The organism is Streptomyces diversicolor, assembly GCF_057537855.1.
Genome location: NZ_BAAJXA010000006.1, coordinates 244466 through 261500, shown reverse-complemented (window position 1 = coordinate 261500; position 17035 = coordinate 244466). Strand labels below are relative to the sequence as shown.

Annotated in this window: 17 protein-coding genes; 3 read left to right on the top strand and 14 right to left on the bottom strand. The window is 72.9% G+C overall.

Features of this window, described 5'->3' with window-relative positions; all coding sequences use genetic code 11:
* Positions 1-152 precede the first annotated feature (152 nt).
* Positions 153-1937, top strand: a complete 1785-nt coding sequence (locus AC27LF_RS09570; RefSeq protein WP_479664039.1) for a serine hydrolase domain-containing protein — start codon at positions 153-155, stop codon at positions 1935-1937.
* An 81-nt stretch (positions 1938-2018) separates the two neighbouring features.
* Here the strand turns inward: AC27LF_RS09570 and AC27LF_RS09565 are convergent, their stop codons facing one another.
* The 4 genes from AC27LF_RS09565 to AC27LF_RS09550 form a co-directional block, all read right to left on the bottom strand.
* Positions 2019-3581, bottom strand: coding sequence for a phytoene desaturase family protein (locus tag AC27LF_RS09565; RefSeq protein ID WP_479663429.1), 1563 nt, complete (start codon positions 3579-3581; stop codon positions 2019-2021).
* Between the two features lie 262 nt (positions 3582-3843).
* Positions 3844-4905 carry a glycoside hydrolase family 25 protein gene (locus AC27LF_RS09560; RefSeq protein ID WP_479663428.1) on the bottom strand — a complete coding sequence of 354 codons (1062 nt, stop codon included), beginning with the start codon at positions 4903-4905 and terminating at the stop codon, positions 3844-3846.
* Positions 4906-5004: 99 nt separating this feature from the next.
* Positions 5005-6183 (bottom strand): acyl-CoA dehydrogenase family protein, encoded by a 1179-nt coding sequence (locus AC27LF_RS09555; protein WP_479663427.1) that lies wholly within the window; start codon positions 6181-6183, stop codon positions 5005-5007.
* Positions 6184-6448: 265 nt separating this feature from the next.
* Entirely contained in the window at positions 6449-6823 is a 375-nt protein-coding gene (locus AC27LF_RS09550; protein WP_479663426.1) for a four-helix bundle copper-binding protein, read from the bottom strand.
* Between the two features lie 175 nt (positions 6824-6998).
* Here AC27LF_RS09550 and AC27LF_RS09545 point away from each other — a divergent pair, with 175 nt between their 5' ends.
* A complete protein-coding gene (locus AC27LF_RS09545; RefSeq protein WP_479663425.1) occupies positions 6999-7364 on the top strand; it encodes a DUF6479 family protein in 366 nt (121 codons plus the stop codon).
* Between the two features lie 66 nt (positions 7365-7430).
* On the opposite strand, the gene AC27LF_RS09540 is transcribed toward AC27LF_RS09545, so the two are convergent.
* From AC27LF_RS09540 to AC27LF_RS09505, 8 genes are all read right to left on the bottom strand, one after another.
* The gene (locus AC27LF_RS09540) at positions 7431-7883 is read right to left on the bottom strand and encodes an RpiB/LacA/LacB family sugar-phosphate isomerase (RefSeq protein WP_479663424.1); all 453 of its coding nucleotides are present in this window, start codon (positions 7881-7883) and stop codon (positions 7431-7433) included.
* A gap of 184 nt (positions 7884-8067) precedes the next feature.
* On the bottom strand, positions 8068-8787 hold the full coding sequence (locus AC27LF_RS09535) for a 3-keto-5-aminohexanoate cleavage protein (RefSeq protein ID WP_479663423.1): 720 nt from the start codon (positions 8785-8787) through the stop codon (positions 8068-8070).
* 44 nt (positions 8788-8831) lie between these two features.
* Positions 8832-9524 carry an RraA family protein gene (locus AC27LF_RS09530; RefSeq protein WP_479663422.1) on the bottom strand — a complete coding sequence of 231 codons (693 nt, stop codon included), beginning with the start codon at positions 9522-9524 and terminating at the stop codon, positions 8832-8834.
* A gap of 5 nt (positions 9525-9529) precedes the next feature.
* A complete protein-coding gene (locus AC27LF_RS09525) occupies positions 9530-10321 on the bottom strand; it encodes a carbon-nitrogen hydrolase family protein (protein ID WP_404026880.1) in 792 nt (263 codons plus the stop codon).
* Positions 10322-10373: 52 nt separating this feature from the next.
* Positions 10374-11468 carry an ABC transporter ATP-binding protein gene (locus AC27LF_RS09520; RefSeq protein WP_479663421.1) on the bottom strand — a complete coding sequence of 365 codons (1095 nt, stop codon included), beginning with the start codon at positions 11466-11468 and terminating at the stop codon, positions 10374-10376.
* Between the two features lies 1 nt (position 11469).
* Positions 11470-12555, bottom strand: a complete 1086-nt coding sequence (locus AC27LF_RS09515; RefSeq protein ID WP_479663420.1) for an ABC transporter substrate-binding protein — start codon at positions 12553-12555, stop codon at positions 11470-11472.
* Between the two features lie 205 nt (positions 12556-12760).
* Positions 12761-13576, bottom strand: a complete 816-nt coding sequence (locus AC27LF_RS09510) for an ABC transporter permease (RefSeq protein WP_479663419.1) — start codon at positions 13574-13576, stop codon at positions 12761-12763.
* Positions 13573-14484 carry an ABC transporter permease gene (locus AC27LF_RS09505; protein WP_479663418.1) on the bottom strand — a complete coding sequence of 304 codons (912 nt, stop codon included), beginning with the start codon at positions 14482-14484 and terminating at the stop codon, positions 13573-13575. The genes AC27LF_RS09510 and AC27LF_RS09505 overlap by 4 nt, the downstream gene beginning before the upstream one ends.
* A 251-nt stretch (positions 14485-14735) precedes the next feature.
* Here AC27LF_RS09505 and AC27LF_RS09500 point away from each other — a divergent pair, with 251 nt between their 5' ends.
* Positions 14736-15221, top strand: a complete 486-nt coding sequence (locus tag AC27LF_RS09500; RefSeq protein WP_479663417.1) for an Lrp/AsnC family transcriptional regulator — start codon at positions 14736-14738, stop codon at positions 15219-15221.
* A gap of 26 nt (positions 15222-15247) precedes the next feature.
* On the opposite strand, the gene AC27LF_RS09495 is transcribed toward AC27LF_RS09500, so the two are convergent.
* Both AC27LF_RS09495 and AC27LF_RS09490 read right to left on the bottom strand, forming a co-directional pair.
* Positions 15248-15718 (bottom strand): Lrp/AsnC family transcriptional regulator, encoded by a 471-nt coding sequence (locus AC27LF_RS09495; protein ID WP_479663416.1) that lies wholly within the window; start codon positions 15716-15718, stop codon positions 15248-15250.
* Between the two features lie 320 nt (positions 15719-16038).
* Positions 16039-16962: an SDR family oxidoreductase gene (locus AC27LF_RS09490; protein WP_479663415.1), complete on the bottom strand. Its 924-nt coding sequence runs from the start codon at positions 16960-16962 to the stop codon at positions 16039-16041.
* Positions 16963-17035 lie beyond the last annotated feature (73 nt).

The following is a 17035-nucleotide window of genomic DNA, read 5'->3' as shown; positions in this document are numbered from 1 at the left end:
GCCGGTACGACGGAAGCCCTTTTCTGATACAGCGTCAGATTCTTCGGGGACCGCGCCGGAACGCGCGCACCGTTGACACACTCCGCGCCTGACAGGAAAGTTTCACCGCGCACAGCAAACCCCGAAAGATACTTTCAGACGGGAGGCCCCACATGACCGACGACGTGCCGGGCACAACGGCGGCCGGGCTGACCCGGCGCCGACTGGGCATCGGCGCCCTGACGCTGGGCGGCGCGCTCACGCTCGGCCCCTGGCCCGCGGGTCCGGCCGCCGCCGCCCCGGCGGCCGGCCACCCCACCCTGCGGTACGGCTCGGCCGAACGCGCCGGCCTGCTCGCCGAGCATCTGCGCCTGCTCGTCGCCGACGCCGAGACCTTCCTCGGTCCCTCCCCCGCGCACCCCTGGTACGCGGGCGCCGTCCTGCTCGCCGGGCGCGGCGGCACCGTGGCCCTGCACCGGCCGATCGGGACGGCCGTGCGCTACGCGGCCTACGACGAGAAGACCGACACCGGCGTCGAGTTCCCGGCCGGCCGGCAGATCCCGATGGCCAAGGACACGGTCTTCGACCTGGCCTCCGTCTCCAAGCTGTTCACCTCGCTGCTCGCCGTCCAGCAGTTGGAGCGGGGCACCATCGAGCTGGAGCGGCCCGTCGCCTCCTACCTCCCGGAGTTCGGCGCCGCCGGCAAACAGGAGGTGACGATACGTCAACTCCTCACGCACACCTCGGGGTTCCGTGCCTGGATCCCGCTGTACGACGCCCCCGCGTACGAGGACAAGCTCCGGCTCGTCTGGAACGAGGCGCCGGTCAGCCCGCCGGGCACCGCCTACCTCTACTCGGACCTGAACCTGATCTCCCTCCAGCTCGTCCTCGAACGCGTCACCGGCCGCCCGCTGGACGTCCTGCTGCGCGACGGGATCACCGCCCCGCTCGGACTGCGCCGCACCCGCTACAACCCGCCCGCCTCCTGGAGGCCGCGGATCGCGGCGACGGAGGACGCGCGCAGGCCGTGGTCCGGCCTGGACCGGGGGCTCGTATGGGGCGAGGTGCACGACGAGAACGCCTACAGCCTGGGCGGTGTCGCGGGCCACGCGGGGGTGTTCTCCTGCGCCTGGGACCTGGCGGTGCTCGCCCGCACGCTGCTCAACGGCGGCGCGTACGGGCGCACCCGCATCCTGCGGCCGCAGTCCGTGGAGCTGATGTTCACCGACTTCAACACCGGCTTCCCCGGCGACGAGCACGGCCTCGGCTTCGAGCTGTACCAGCACTGGTACATGGGCGCGATGGCCACTCCGCGCACCGCCGGGCACACCGGCTTCACCGGTACCTCCCTGGTGCTCGACCCGACCACCGACTCCTTCCTCGTGGTGCTCGGCAACTCGGTGCATCCCGTGCGCACCTGGCGGTCCGGTTCCGCTCCCCGGGTCGCCGCCGGCACGCATCTGGCGCGGGCCGTCCCGGTCCGCCCCGCCGAGGGCCGCACGGCCTGGTTCTCGGGCCTGGCGAACGCCACGACCGCCACGCTCACGCTGCCCCCGCTCGACACCTCCACGGGCGGGGCGCGGCTGCGCTGTGCCCTGTGGTGGGACACCGAGCCCCGCTCGGACACGCTGGTCCTGGAAGCCTCCGCGGACGGCGGCGGCTCCTGGCGGCCGGTGCCGTTCACCACGGGCCGGCGCGGCGAGGAGTCCCGGGAACACCCGGACGGTACGGCCACCGGCTGGTCGGGCCGCCTCTGGCACCGGCTGACCGCGGACCTCCCGGCCGACCGGCGGCTCGTGCTGCGCTGGCGCTACAGCACCGACCGGCTCTATGTGGGCCGCGGCGCCTACGTCGACGCGCTGCGCGTGGAGGCCGGCGGCGCCGTGGTCTTCGACGGCGCGCGCCCGGCGGACGCGGCCCGCGTCACGGCGGCGGGCTGGCGGCCGTCGGCCGACTGACGGTGCGGGCCGGGCCTCGTGGCCCGGCCCGCACCACCGTGTCCCGCCGTCTCCCGCCGCCTCCCGCCGCCTCCCGTCTTTTCAGACCCGCTCCAGCACCGCCATCGCCGCGTTGTGCCCCGGCACTCCGCTCACCCCGCCGCCGCGCACCGCTCCCGCCCCGCACAGCAGGACGTTGGCGTGCCGGGTCTCCACGCCCCAGCGGCCGGTGCCCTCCTGGGCGTAGGGCCAGGCCAGCGCGCGATGGAAGATGTTGCCGCCGGGCAGGCGCAGGTCACGCTCCAGGTCGAGCGGGGTCTTCGCCTCGACGCACGGGCGGCCGTCGGCGTCGGTCGCCAGGCAGTCGACCAGGGGCTCGGCGAGGTGGGCGTCGAGCTGCCCGAGCGTCGCCTTCAGCAGTTGGCGGCGTACGGCGTCGTTGTCGCCCGCGAACAGCCGGGCGGGGGTGTGCAGGCCGAACAGGGTGAGGGTCTGGTAGCCGCGGGCGACCAGGTCGGGGCCGAGGATCGAGGGGTCGGTCAGGGAGTGGCAGTAGATCTCGCTGGGCGGTGCGGCCGGCAGCCGGCCCGAGGCGGCCTCGGCGTGGGCGGCGGCCAACTGCTCGTAGCCCTCCGCGATGTGGAACGTGCCGGCGAACGCCTCCCGCGGGTCGACGGTGGGGTCGCGCAGCGCGGGCAGCCGCTTGAGCAGCATGTTGACCTTCAGCTGTGCGCCCTCGGCGGGGGCGGGCGGCGCCTCGCCGGTGAGGGCGGCGAGTTCCTGCGGCGAGGCGCCCACGAGGACGTGCCGGGCGGCGACGACGCCCTCGCCGTCGGCCGTGCGGTAGGCGACCTCGGCGCGGTGTCCGTCGGTGTCGACGCGGACGGCCTCGTGCCCGGTCGCGAGGGTCGCGCCCGCCGTGCGCGCGGCGGCGGCCAGCGCGTCGGTCAGGGCGCCCATGCCGCCGACGGGCACGTCCCAGGCGCCGGTGCCGCCCCCGATGACGTGGTAGAGGAAGCAGCGGTTCTGCGGCAGGGCGGGGTCGTGGGCATCGGCGAAGGTGCCGATGAGGGCGTCGGTGAGGACGACGCCCCGCACCAGGTCGTCCTCGAACTCCCGCTCGATCACGGCTCCGATGGGCTCCTCGAACAGGGCGCGCCAGGCGTCCTCGTCGTCGATGCGGCGGCGCAGCTCCTCGCGGCTGGGCAGCGGTTCGGTCAGGGTCGGGAAGACCCGCTGGGCGACCTTGCCGGTCATGCCGTAGAACCGCTGCCAGGCCAGGTACTCGCGCGCGCCGCCGGTCAGCCGGGCGAAGGACTCCCGGGTGCGCCGCTCGCCGCCGCCGACCAGCAGCCCGGTGGGGCGCCCGGCGCGCACCGCCGGGGTGTAGGAGGAGATGGTGCGGCCGCGGACACGGAAGGTGAGGCCCAGGTCCCGCACGATCTTCCGGGGCAGCAGGCTGACCAGGTAGGAGTAGCGGGACAGCCGGGCGTCGACACCGGTGAACGGGCGGGTCGACACGGCCGCGCCCCCGGTGCGGCCGAGCCGTTCCAGGACCAGCACGGACCGTCCGGCCCTGGCCAGATAGGCGGCCGCGACCAGCCCGTTGTGGCCGCCGCCGACGATGACGGCGTCGTACGCGCGGGATCCCTCGTGTGCAGGCATGGTTCTTCGTAACACGTGATGATCTACGTCGGCCAGAGGCGTGCCGGGACGCGACGGCTGACGGTGCCGGTGTCCCGGGCCGGCCGCATCGGGCCCAGCCGGCCCGCGACGCCGACGTGGCCCGCCGGGAGCCGGGGTTTCGGGTGCCCGCGCGCCGAGATCAGGCGTCGACCGGTGACGCCCGCGCGCCGGGGTCAGGCGTCGACCGGTGGCACGGCGGCGGCCCGGCCCGGCGCGCTTCGTGCCGCGACCGCGGCGCGGGTCAGCTTTCCTTCCACACGAGCAGTGTCAGTACGGCACTGCTGACGGTGACCGGGGAGGGGGACTGGTTGAGCAGCCGGACGCGCATGCCGCGTCCCTTCGCGAGCCGCTTCGTCAACGGGATCACGGCGAAGGTGCCGCCGGCGGTGCCGATGATCTCGTGGATGGGGTGGTCGGCCTCGTGCTTGTCGCCCTGGTACTCGGACATACGGGCCTGGACGACCGCGCCCGCCGGCAGCCCGGTGAGGTACAGGCTGACGCTGCCGGTGAAGCGGGCCGGGCCGCGCGCCCAGACACTGCCGTCGGTGGCGTGGTCGCCGGTCTCGTCCGACCACTCCTTGGTGAACTCGATGGAGTCCCAGGCACCAGGGCCCAGCTTGTAGGGCTTCGCGAGCCCGAGGTTCACGTACTGGGGCATCTCGTCCTCCTCGGAGGTGTCGCCCGCGGCCCAGGCGCGCAGGCCCGCCTCGGACAGATAGGCGATGGATCGGTCGACGGGCCGGCTGGTGAACTGCCAGATGAGCGGGGCCCGTCCGCTGGGCCGGGGCCGGGCCGCGGCCTCCGCCTTGCTGTACGGGGCGGCGCCCCAGGGGTAGGCCGGGTACCACAGGGGGACGCCGTCGGGCACACGGCCGGCGGCGAGGTCGTCGCCGCTGGTGTAGACGCCGACGCGCTGCCCGGGGAACGCGGCCCGTACGGCGGCGATCCAGGCGGCGGCCCAGGACTTGATCTGGGCGGCGCTGCGACCGCTGTAGTTGCGGCCGTCCGCGTAGCGTTCGAGGTCGAGCCAGTGGGTGAACCCCTTCTTCGCATGGGCCCGGACGGCGCCGATGTAGTTGGCGGCCTCCTCGTCGACGTCCTGGTTGGGCCAGGCGAAGTGGTAGGCGCCGGGCACCAGCCCGGCCTTGATGATCCCGGTGATGTGGCTGTCGAACTTCGCGTCCCGGGAGTGCCGGCCCTCGCTGGCCTTGGCGAAGGCGAACACGACGCCGTCGCCCTTGTGGGCGGCCCAGTTCTGGGTGCCCTGGTAGGCGGACACGTCCATGCCGCGGCAGGTGGCCATCGGCACCTCCTTCTGTGTCGGGCGCAGCGCGGACCCGACGCGTGCCGAACCACGCCCAGGCCACAACTGACGTGTCCGTGAGCCTACTTGAAACGATCCTCAGCGCCGCACCCGTGGCATCCCCAGGCCGATCCACGAGATGATCTCGCGCTGGATCTCGTTGTTGCCGCCGCCGAAGGTGAAGATCACCGCCGAGCGGTAGCCGCGTTCCAGCTCGCCGTGCAGGACCGCGCCGGCCGAGCCTTCCTTCAGCGGGCCCGCCGCCGAGACGACCTCCATGAGCCAGGCGTAGGCGTCGCGGCGGGCCTCGGATCCGTACACCTTGACCGCGGAGGCGTCCTGCGGGGTGAGGCTGCCGTCCTCGACGGCGTTCACCATGCGCCAGTTGAGCAGCTTCATCGCGTCCAGTCTGGTGTGGGTCCTGGCCAGCCGGTTGCGCACCCAGGAGAGGTCGATCACGCGGCGGCCGTCGGCGAGCTTGGTCCCTGACGCCCAGCGCTGGACGTCGTGCAGGGCGCGGATCGCCATCGTGCCGTGCGCGGCGAGGGTGACGCGTTCGTGGTTGAGCTGGTTGGTGATCAGCCGCCAGCCCTGGTTCTCGGCCCCGACCCGGCGGGAGACGGGGACGCGGACGTCCTCGTAGTAACTGGCCGTGGTGTCGTGCGAGGCGAGGGTGGTGATGACGGTGCAGGAGTAGCCGGGATCGGAGGTCGGCACCAGGAGCATGGTGATGCCCTTGTGCGGCGGGGCGCCCGGGTCGGTGCGCACGGCCAGCCACACCCAGTCCGCGGTGTCCCCGTTGGTGGTCCAGATCTTCTGCCCGTTGACGATGTACTCGTCGCCGTCGCGCACGGCGCGGGTCTTCAGGGACGCGAGGTCCGTGCCGGCGTCCGGCTCGCTGTAGCCGATGGCGAAGTCGATCTCGCCGGAGAGGATCCGCGGCAGGAAGTACGCCTTCTGTTCGTCGCTGCCGAACCGCATCAGGGTCGGGCCGACCGTGTTCAGCGCCATGAGCGGCAGCGGTACGCCGGCCTGCGCGGCCTCGTCGAAGAAGATGAACTGCTCCATCGCCGTCAGCCCGCGCCCGCCGTACTCCTCGGGCCAGCCCACGCCGAGCCAGCCGTCCGCGCCGAGCCGCCTGATCGTGTCACGGTAGAACCGCTTCTGCGCGGCCGGATCGGCGTAGCGGGCGTACGCGTTGTCCGGCACCAGGCCGGCGAAGTAGGCGCGCAGTTCGGTGCGCAGCCGCTGCTGCTCGGGCGTGTGGTCGAGATGCACGGCGCCTCCAGGTTCCCGTCGGCCGGTCCTGACGGCGCACACCGTAGAACGTGTTACAGAAATTGGGAATGGCGGCCCTCGGAGAAGTAAGGGCGGCCCTCGTTGAAGTCAGGGGGCATCCGGAGGGCGCACGAGATCGCCGAGGGGCGCGCTCCTCGCCGGGAGGCCGCGGGAAAGCGCGCCGGGCATGCCGAGACCGCGGGCCGGGGCGGGGGCGGGCTGCCGCGGATGCGGCGGTCTCGGCGGGACCGGGCGGTCCCGGAAGTCAGCCGAGTGCCGCCACGAAGTCGGCGCAGGCCCGGGCGCACGCCCGGCACGCCTCCGCCGCCGCCCGCGCGCCGGACCGCCCCTCGAAGGCCACGGCGCTGTCGAGGCAGACCGCGCGGCACCACTCCAACTGGATCCGCAGTCCCGCCTGGTCCTGGCAGTTCTGTTCGGACAGCATGCGGCAGGTGGTGTCGCACACCTCCGCACACAGGATGCCCTGCCGCCGCACCCGCTCCGGCTCGTCGGTCCCGTCCGGATCCAGGAGGCTCGCGCGCACCGCGCAGGCACGGGCGCACTCGGTGCACGCCTGCGCACACGCGAAGCGGTCCTCCAGGAAGCGGTACAGCTCCTGCTCGGAAGTCGTCGGTGTCACACGGGCCGGGTAGCCCGGTCGGGACGGGTCAAACCCGGGCCGGTGCGGGTTGCGCGGGTGCGGGTGGCTCTGCCCCGGGGCCCGTCGAAAGCGGTGCGGCAGCGTCACCGGGTGTAGGCGACGGGCCACGGAAAGCGTCCGGTTCACCCCGTTATGGCAGGGGTATTCCAGTGCTATGAGTACCGTATCCATGCAGATGGCCGCGCCGAGCGGCCTGCTGAGTCTCGGGCTCTTCGTGGTGGCTGTGGCCGTCCTCGCGCTGCTCGCCGGGGGCTTCTGGCTGGGCTCCCGTGTCAAGTACCGCGAATCGCCCCGGCCGCGCCCCGAAGAGCAGCCGCATCTGCCTCCGGGCGGTGCGGTGCGTGAGGTCCGGGAGAACCGGGAGTCCGAAGAGGTGCCGCGGACTCCCGAGGGCGGGCGTCCGCTCACCCCGTACGAGTTGAGCAATCAGCAGACCCGGCCCAGCGAGTCGAAGGACCGGCCGCGGTGGAGCAAGGGGTCAAGCGGCTCGTTCGGTGGGGGCGGGTTGGGGGCCCACTGACGCCCCACAGGGGCGCGGGGAGCTGCGCGCTCGACCCCAGCCGACCCGCCGTAGGCGGCGCCTGGGTCAGGGGTTTGGGTGGGTGTCCAGGTGGGTTATGCGGGTCATGTTGGTGCGGTCCTCGGGGGCCTCGCTGGGGGTGGTCGCGAACCAGGCGTCGAGGATTTCCTTGAGCACCGGCTCGGAGGTCAGCCGCAGACCCAGGGCCAGGACGTTGGCGTCGTTCCAGCGGCGGGCGCCCTCGGCGGTGTAGGCGTCCGTGCACAGCGCCGCCCGTACGCCGGGAACCTTGTTCGCGGCGATGGAGGCGCCGGTCCCGGTCCAGCAGCACACGACGGCCTGGTCCGCCGTCCCGGTGGCGACGTCCCGGGCCGCCGCCTCGGAGCAGACCGCCCACTGCGGGTCGGCCCCGGGCCGCAGCGCGCCGTGCACGCGCACCTCGTGCCCGCGCCGGCGCAGCTCCGCGACGACGAACCGGGCGACGGGTTCGTCCATGTCCGAGGAGACCGAGATCCGCATGCCGCTGAGCCTATGCGCTCCGCCGGACATGCCGCGATGCCGTCGGTCGTCCACGGCGCCGTTGTGGCTGGTCGCTCCCCCACTGCGCCCCTTCGGGGTGCCGTCGAACCGCAGCGGACTTCACTGGACTTGCTGGCCGGCCGGGGTGACCCGCCGCCCGGGCCGGACCGGGCGGCGGCCGGTGTCAGTGCGCGGCGAGGGCGCGGGCGGCCGTGACCAGGTCGGCGTTGCGCCCGGCCGGGGTGGCGTCCGGGAGGTGGATGCCGTCCTCGAAGCCGATGCGGATCTGGTGCCCGTCGTGGAGTGCGGCGCGCAGCACGGGCCAGGTGGTGGCCGCCTCTCCGTGGTAGAGCAGCGGGCAGCCGACCCCGGCGGCGCGGATGCGGGCGGCCATCTCGCGCGCGTGGGCGACCGCCGTGTCCGGGTCCTCGTCCATCGGCTCGATCAGGATGCGCGCGTTGTCCGCCAGCGTCGGCGAGGCGAGCAGCGCGGGCACGTCGTCCGTGCTCCACACGGCGCTCTCCAGCGTCATGCCCCGGGCGGTGACGAGCGCGGCGGTCTCCGCCGCGCCCTCCTCGCTGAAGGCCACCGAGGCGAAGTCCGGCAGTACCTCCCATGCCTTGACCAGGTCGTACCGCTCCTGGGGTCCGGAGCAGGTCCACAGTCCGGTGGTGGTGCCGACGACCGCGGCGGGCGCCGCGGAGCGGATGGCGCGCAGGACGTCGGCGAGGGCGCCGGGCTCGATCGTCTGGCCGCCGTCCGCGGTGCGGACGTGGAAGTGGACGACATCGGCGCCGGAGGAGAGCACCGCGGCGGTGTCCGCGGCGATCTCCTCGGGGGTCAGCGGCACGGCGGGGTGCTCGGTACGGGTACGCCCGCCGTTGATGGCTGCCTTGAGGAACATGGGTGCTTCCTTGCGAAGGGGTGGGTGGCCGGAAAAGGCCGTGGTCACGCTGGGGTGGCGGCGGGGTGCAGCAGGTTCTCGACGGTGCGGGTGGCCCCGGTGAGGGCTCCCAGCCGCTCTCCCCGGTGCAGCGCGGCGATGAGGTCCGGCTCCTCGGCGTCGTCGGCCAGCGCCTCGCCGACGACGGCGGCGAGCCGGGCGGCCGGCGCGACGAGCAGGCCGTTGTCGTCGCCGAGGACCAGGTCGCCGGCCCGCACCGGTACGCCGCCGCAGCTGACGGGCGCGTTCAGGGCGCCGTCGGCGATGCCGTGCAGCTTGGTGGTGAGCAGCGAGGTGCCGTACGCGTGGACGGGCAGGCCGATCTCGCGCAGGGCGCCGATGTCGGTGCAGACGCCGTCCACGACGGCGCCGGCCGCGCCGCGGGCCGCCAGGGCGTGCGCCACGACCTCGCCGAGCGGGGCGTGGCGGCGGTCGCCGCCGCAGTCCACGACCACGACGTCGCCCGGTCCGACGAGGGACGCCGCATGGTGCAGCAGGGTGGAGTCGGTGGCGGTGATCCGTACGGTGACGGCGCGGCCGACGAGCCTGCCGCTGCCGGTGAAGCGGCGCAGCGCCGGATCGCAGAAGCCCTCCTCCAGGTAGTGGCCGAGGGTGGGGAAGTCGACGTCGGCGAGGCGCGCCGCCAACTCGGCGTCCAGGGGCGGAATCTGAGCCAGATCGCGGATGTCCAGGGGCATGGTCGTCACCTCGGTCCGATGATGATGCGGCGGTTGCGCAGGACGGGCAGGATGGTGCGGGCCCGGTCGATGCGGTGCTTGTCCGCCTCGACCACGCACAGGGCGCGCTCCTCCTCACCGAGCGCGGCGCGCACGACCCCCAGCGGGTCGATGGCCATGCTCATGCCGATGCAGTCGGGCGTGGTGAGCGAGGCGGCCACGACCCAGCAGGTGTTCTCGATCGCGCGGGTGCGCAGCAGCGTCGTCCAGTGGTCCTCCTTCAGCGGGCCGCGCACCCAGGCCGCGGACACGGACAGCAGGTCGGCGCCCATCTCGACCAGGGTCCGGGTGAACTCGGGGAAGCGCAGGTCGTAGCAGTTGACCAGGCCCACGTTGAACTCCCCGATCCGCACCACGCAGGGTCCCTCGTCGCCGCGCTGCACCTGACGGGACTCGCGGTAGTCGAAGGCGTCGTAGAGGTGCATCTTGCGGTAGCGGCCGAGGAGTTCGCCGTCCGCGGAGACGGCGGCGATGGTGTTGTAGGGCAGGGAGTCGCCGCTCGGTTCGTAGCCGCCGGCGATCACGGCGATGCCGTGTGCGGCGGCGATCCGCGACAACTCGCCGAGGAAGAAGGGCCAATGGGCCTCGGCGGTCAGATGCAGTGGCCCGTCGGCGGCCTCCGCGGGGATCATCGCCTCCTCGGGGAAGACGACGAGTTCGGCGCCCGCGGCCACGGCTTCACCGGCCATGGTCTCGACGACCGCGAGGTTCCCCGCGATGTCGGCGGTGGGGGCGTACTGGGCGGCGGCGACCTTCACGGTCGTGTCTCCTTGCTGTGGTGGTGGTCGTGCGGGACCGGGAGCGGGGCGGTCATTCGGCGAGCACCCGGGAGGCGTCCGGGTTCCAGTGCGCCCACACCGGGCTGCCGGGCGCCGGATGGGCCGCCTCCGTGGGATGCGTCTCGGCGACGAACGCGCTGCCGTCGTCGAGGGTGAGGTGGTGGCGGACGGCGCTGCCGAGGTAGACCGACTGCCGCAGGGTGCCCCGCAGCGCGGCCCGGCCGGCCGGGATCCCGCTCTCCTCGCCGCAGACCCGGATGTGTTCGGGGCGCACCGCGAGGTGTGCCTCGCCCGTGCGGTCCGTGCGCGGCACCGGCAGGGTGCCGAGCCCCGGCACGGCGAGACGGGTGCCGTCCGCGGTGCCGGTGAGGAAGTTGGAGGTGCCGATGAAGGAGGCGACGAAGCGGGTGGCGGGCCGCTCGTAGACGCCCTCGGGGGTGTCGACCTGGACCACCCGGCCGCCGTTCATGACGGCGATCCGGTCGGACATGGTCAGCGCCTCCTCCTGGTCGTGGGTGACGGTCACGAAGGTGACCCCGACCTCGCGCTGGATCTTCTTCAGCTCCAGTTGCATCTCGGCGCGCAGCTTCTTGTCGAGGGCGCCGAGCGGCTCGTCGAGCAGCAGCAACGAGGGGCGGCCGATGAGCGCGCGGGCGATGGCGACGCGCTGTCGCTGGCCGCCCGAGAGCTGTGCGACGGCCCGGTCGCCGAAGCCCGTCAGCCGGACCAGGGCCAGGGCCTCGTCCACCGCGGCGGCGATCTGCGCCCTCGGCCGCAGCTTGCGCACCTTCAGTTCGAAGGCGACGTTGTCGGCGACGCTGAGGTGCGGGAAGAGGGCGTAGCTCTGGAAGAGCATGTTCAGGTCGCGTTTGTGTGCCGGAAGACCGGTCGCCGGGGTGCCGCCGAGTTCGATGCTGCCCTCGGTGGGCTCCTCGAAGCCGGTGATCATCCGCATCAGGGTGGTCTTCCCGCAGCCCGAAGGACCGAGGACGGAGAAGAACTCGTTGCGCCGGATGTCGAGGGTCACGTCGCGCACGGCGTGCGTGCCGCCGAAGACCTTTCCGACACCGAAGAGACGGACGGCCGCGGCCGTGGGGTCGGCGGACACAGAGTGGGGCGCTGCCATGTCAGGACGCCTTGACCTTGGTCCAGCCCTGCTGGAAGTACTGCATGGCGGTGCCCGGGTCGAGCAGGAAGTCCGCCTTGGCGATGGCCGCGTCGGGCGCGTAGATCGCGGTGTTCTCCAGGGCCGCCTTGTCCTTGATCAGCTTGCGGGCGGCCTGGTTGGCGCTTGCGGAGGAACCGTCGTCGGTGGCCTTCGCGGCGACCTCGGGGCGCAGCGCGTAGGTGATGAACTTGTACGCCGACGTCAGGTTCTTCGCGCCCTTGGGGATGGCGAGGCCGTCCGTCCAGATGGAGCCGCCCTCCTCCGGGATGGCGTAGTGCACATGGGGGTCGGAGGCCACGACCTTGGCCATGGCGGTGCCGCTCCACGCCTCGGCCGCGCACGCCTGGCCCGTGGACAGCAGTTGCGGGTAGTTGGTGGAGTTGTAGCCGGCGAGTATCTTCTTCTGCTTCTGCAGCGCCTCGGTGGCCTGGGCGATCTCGTCCTTGTCGGTGCTGGTGGCCCGGTGCCCGGTGACCTGGAGGCCGGCGATGTAGGCCGCGAGCATGTTGTCGAGCATGTACAGCTTGCCCTTGTACGTGCCGTCGAAGAGCGTCTTCCAGCTGGTCGCCGACTTGATGCAGGTGTCGTTGTAGGCGAAGCCGGTGGTGCCCCAGATCCACGGGACGCTGTACTTGTTGCCCGGGTCGTAGGACGCGGTGCGGAACTTGGGCGCCAGGTTGCCGAGGCCCTTGATCTTCGAGTGGTCCAGCTCCTGGATGAGGTTCTGTCCGATCAGCTGCTGCACCGTGTACTGGCTGGGTTCGACCAGGTCGTAACCGGAGGAGCCGGAGCCGAGCTTGGCGGTCATGGTCTCGTTGCTGTCGAAGGTGTCGATGGTGACCTTGATGCCGGTCTCCTTCTCGAAGCCCTTGACCACGGAGTCGGGGATCTCCCCGGCCCAGGCGTAGACGTGCAGTTCCTTGCCGCCGCCGGAGGAGGACGAGACGGCGTCGGAGCCGGAGCCGCCGCAGCCGGTGGCGAGCACGGCGGTGGCGGTGAGCACGCCGGTGGCGAGAAGGGTTCTCGGGACGGTGGTACGGGGCATGACGAGACCTTTCGGGAACGTGCCGGGGTGTACGAGGACATACGCGGACATACGGGGCGGGTGCGGGCACAGGAGGGGACGGGGAGGTGCGGGGCCGAGGCGGGATGGCGCGACGGGCGCGGAACGGGTGGGGCGGGACTGGGCGGGACCGCGCCGGCGCGGTCAGGAGCGGGGGCGCGGGAGGCGCGCGGGGTGCGGCGGCCCGTCAGGTGGGGTCGTCGACGAGGACGCGGCGCACCTGCCGCAGCCCGGCGGCGAGGATGATCAGGAAGGTGAACAGCACGAGGAGGGTGCCCAGCGCGTTGATCTCCGGGGTGAGGCCCGTCTTGAGCAGGGAGTACACCCGCAGCGGCAGGGTCGTGGTGCCGACACCGCCGGTGAAGGTGGACATCACGATGTTGCCGAAGGAGATCGTGAAGCACAGCAGCCAGGAGGCCAGCAGGGCGTGTTTCAGCAGCGGCAGGGTGATCAGGCGGAACCGCTGCCAGGCACCGCAGCCGAGATCGGCGGCGGCCTCGTCGAGGGACGGGTCGAGGGCGCGGTGCGCGCCGATCACGATCAGGGCCGCGTACGGCAGGGTCACCACCAGATGGCCGAGGACGAGCGAGGTCATGCCGAGGCTCGCCCGCAGGGTGCCGAACACGGACAGCAGGGCGACGCCGAGCACGATCTCCGGGATCACCAGCGGCAGGAACAGGCTGCCGGAGAACAGCGCACGCCCGCGCGGGCCCAGCCGGGCCATGCCCATCGCGGCGAACAGTCCGCCGAGGGTGGCGAGCGTCGCCGAGATCACCCCGGCCTCGGCGCTGACGCGCAGCGCGGCGAGCAGATCGGTGTCCGCCGCGAGCACGCCGTACCAGCGGGTGCTGAACCCGCCCCACTTGTAGGTGAGATCGGAGTCGTTGAACGAGAGCACCACGACGACGACGATCGGCACGTACAGGAAGACGATGACGCCCCGGGCGAGCCAGCCGGTCACGGCGTCGGGCAGGCGCCCGGTGCGGGCGGCGCGGCTTTTCATGACGCCTTCCTCCTCAGCCTGCGGGCCGCGGTGCCGAGGACCGCGACCGACACGGTCATCAGGGCGAGCAGTACGACGGAGGCCGCCGCGCCCATGGGCTGGTTGCGGAACTCGGTGTAGAGCGTGACGATCAGGTTGCCGACGAGCTGGTCCTTGCCGCCGCCGAGCAGGACCGGGATCACGAAGACACCGAGTGTCGGGATGAAGGTGAGCAGCGCCGCGGCGAGCAGACCGGGCCGTACGAGGGGCAGCAGCACCTTGGTGTGCACCCGCCACCAGCCGCAGCCCAGGTCCCGGGCGGCCTCGCCCAGCGACGGGTCGACGCCGCGCAGGGTGGCGTAGACGGGGAAGACGGCGGTGGGCAGGAAGGCGTAGACGAGTCCGATGAACGAGGCGCCCTGGCTGGGGATCCACTGGGCTGGTCCGTCGGTGAGGCCGGCCGCGTCGGTGAGCGTGTTGACCGGGCCGCCCGGGCTGAGCAGATTGATCCAGGCGAAGGTGCGTACCAGGAAGTCCGTCCAGAACGGCACGATGATCAGCAGGAGCAGGATGCCCTGCCGCCGCGCGGGACGGCCGGCCAGATAGGTGGACACCACATAGCCGAGGACCAGGCAGACGGCGGTGTTCAGGGCCGCCATGCCGAGGCTGTAGCCGAACACCTTCAGGTACACCGGGTCGATCAGCTCGCGGTAGTTGGCGAGGGTGAAGCCGCCCTGTACGCCGCCGTAGGCGTCCGGCGCGGCGAAGCTGTTGCGCACCACCAGGGCCAGCGGCAGGAGCACCAGTGCCACGACGGTGACCCCGGCGGGCGCCAGGAGGGCGAGGGTGGCCCCGTGGTACCGCAGGCGGCTGCGGGACGCCGGGGCGGTCGGCGGCGCGGTGGCGAGCGCCGGCGGCGCGGCGGTCACGGTCACCGCGTACGCCGCGCGGCGAACGGGGGTTCCTGCATGGGCTGTGTCTCCTCACGAGCGGTCCCGCACGGCCCAAGTGATCACCCGGCCGTGGTGTGCGCACCAGCTTCCGCCCGCTCGTGCGGCCCCGAACAGGGGCGCCGGCATCGAATCCAGTGGAAACGCAGCCTGAATTCCGCGCATCTCGCAATCGCCGCGCAACAACGCAGGGTGATGATGGCGGGAAGCACGGGAGTGGAGGTACCACGGTGATCGACGACCTGGACCGGCAGATCATCGACCAGTTGCGCGTCGACGGCCGGCGGTCCTTCGGGGAGATCGGCCGCTCGATAGGCCTGTCGGAGGCTTCGGTGCGGGCGCGCTTCCAGCGGCTGCAGCGGCGCGGCGCGATCCAGGTGGTGGGCATGACGGACGCCGTCCGGTTCGGGGAGGTGAAGGTGCACCTCGCGGTGCGGGTGCAGCACATCCCGGTGGCGCTGGTCGCCCGGGAGCTGTCGCGGATGCCGGAGGTGCGCTATGTCGCGGCCTGCGTGGGCCCCTACGATCTGATCACGGATGTCCGCTGCCGCGATCTGGCGCATCTGTCCGAGCTGCTGACCGAGCGGGTGCGGCGGGTGAACGGCGTCGCGCACGCGGAGGCGCTGACCGTGCTCGAAGTGGTGAAGGACAGCTATCTGTGGGCGGGCTTTCGTGATCTGCCCGCCTCGCCCGAACAGCGCATCCTGCCGCCGTGAACCGGGCGGCGGCGCCGGCGGGCCGTTCAGTCGCCGGCGACGGCCTGTCCGACGGCGCTGTCGAGCCCGTTCCAGGAGTAGTCCTTGAACAGCTCCAGAAGCAGCAGCACCTGTACCCGGGACACCCCGGGCAGCATCCTGATCTCGTCGAGCAGCTGCACCAGCTGGGCCTGGTCCCGGCAGGTCCCCTCCAGGAAGATGTCCTGACTGCCCGCGCAGAGCGCCACATGGTTGATCATCGGCATGTCGGCGAGGCTCTTGGCGACCGCGCGAGGGGTCAGGTCCCGCACCCGGATCATCAGCCGGACGGACTGGTGGCCCAGGGTGAGCGGGTTGCACAGCGCGACGATGCGCAGCGCGCCGCTGTCCTGGAGCCGCGACACCCGCTGACGCACCGTGGCCTCGGAGACGCCCAGCTCGCGGGCGAGCGTGGTGTAGGGCGTGCGTCCGTCGCGGGTGAGGGCCCGGACGATGTTCCGGTCGAGTTCGTCGATCAACGATGCCGCCTCCTTCCGGCGCGTCCCCTTCTTGCGCCCCCGGTTTCGCCGACCGTACGCGTATCGCCGCGAGCGCGGTAGGCGGGGGTCAGGAGAACGGCGGGGAAGCGGAAGCGCACGCCGGGAGGCCGGCTCCGGCCGCACGAGCGGGGACGGAGCCGGCCGCACGGCGGGCCGGGCGGGTGCCGCAGGGCTGGGGCGGGTGCCACCGGACGGCGCGGATGCCACCGGACGGCGCGGATGCCACCGGACGGCGCGGGGGCCACCGGAGGGCGCGGCACGGTGGCGGGCCGCCGGGGCGCGCGGCCCGGGCCCTGCGGTCAGGAGGCGGTGGCGGGGCTCTGGAAGTAGTGGCCCTTGTCGAGGTCTTCGAGCAGCCCGGGACCGGTGGGCCGCCAGTCCAGCAGCTCGCGGGTCAGGGCGTTCGACGCCGGGGCGTCGAGCTGGACGAAGCCGCCCAGCCAGGCGAAGTGCTCGGCCGCGGCCTGCGGGGCCACGGAGGTCACGGGCACATCGAGGTGGCGGCCGATCACCTCGGCGACGTCACGGATCGCGACGCCCTCCTCCGCGACGCCGTGCAGCACCGTCCCCGCGGGTGCCCGCTCGACGGCCAGGCGGAACAGCCGGGCGGCGTCGAGGCGGTGGACGGCGGGCCAGCGGTTGGCGCCGTCGCCGACGTAGCCGGAGACGCCCTTGGCGCGGGCGGTGGCGACCAGGGCCGCCATGAATCCGTTGTCCCCGTCGCCGTGGCAGGTCGGGGAGAGCCGCACCACGCTGGAGCGCACGCCCCGTGAGGCGAGGCCGAGCACCGCCGCGGCGGTGACCGCGCGCCGGGACACCGGCGAGCCGTCGACGGTGGGCACGTCCCGCTCGGTGGCCACCTGCCCCGGCTTCAGGCCGGCGAAGCCGGAGGCGAGGACGAAGGGGCGGTCGGTGCCCGCGAGGGCGTCGCCGAGTGCGTCCACGGCGCGGCGGTCGGCGTCGGCGGCGCCCTCGAAGTCGCCGCTGAAGGCGATGTCGTGCTTGAAGGCGAGATGGATCACCCCGTCCGACGCGGCGGCGGCGCCGGCCAGCACGTCGAGGTCGTCGAGGGTGCCGCGGACCGTTTCCGCCCCGGCGGCGGTGAGGGCGGCGGCGGAGGCGTCGGAGCGGGCGAGCCCGACGACCCGGTGGCCCGCGTCGATCAGGTCGGGAACGAGGGCGGAGCCGATCCAGCCGGACGCTCCGGTCACGAAGATGCGCATGGGTGAGACCCCAGAAGATTGACGTCAGTGACTGTCATCGACGGTAGCACGCGATGTCAGCCACTGCCATCAC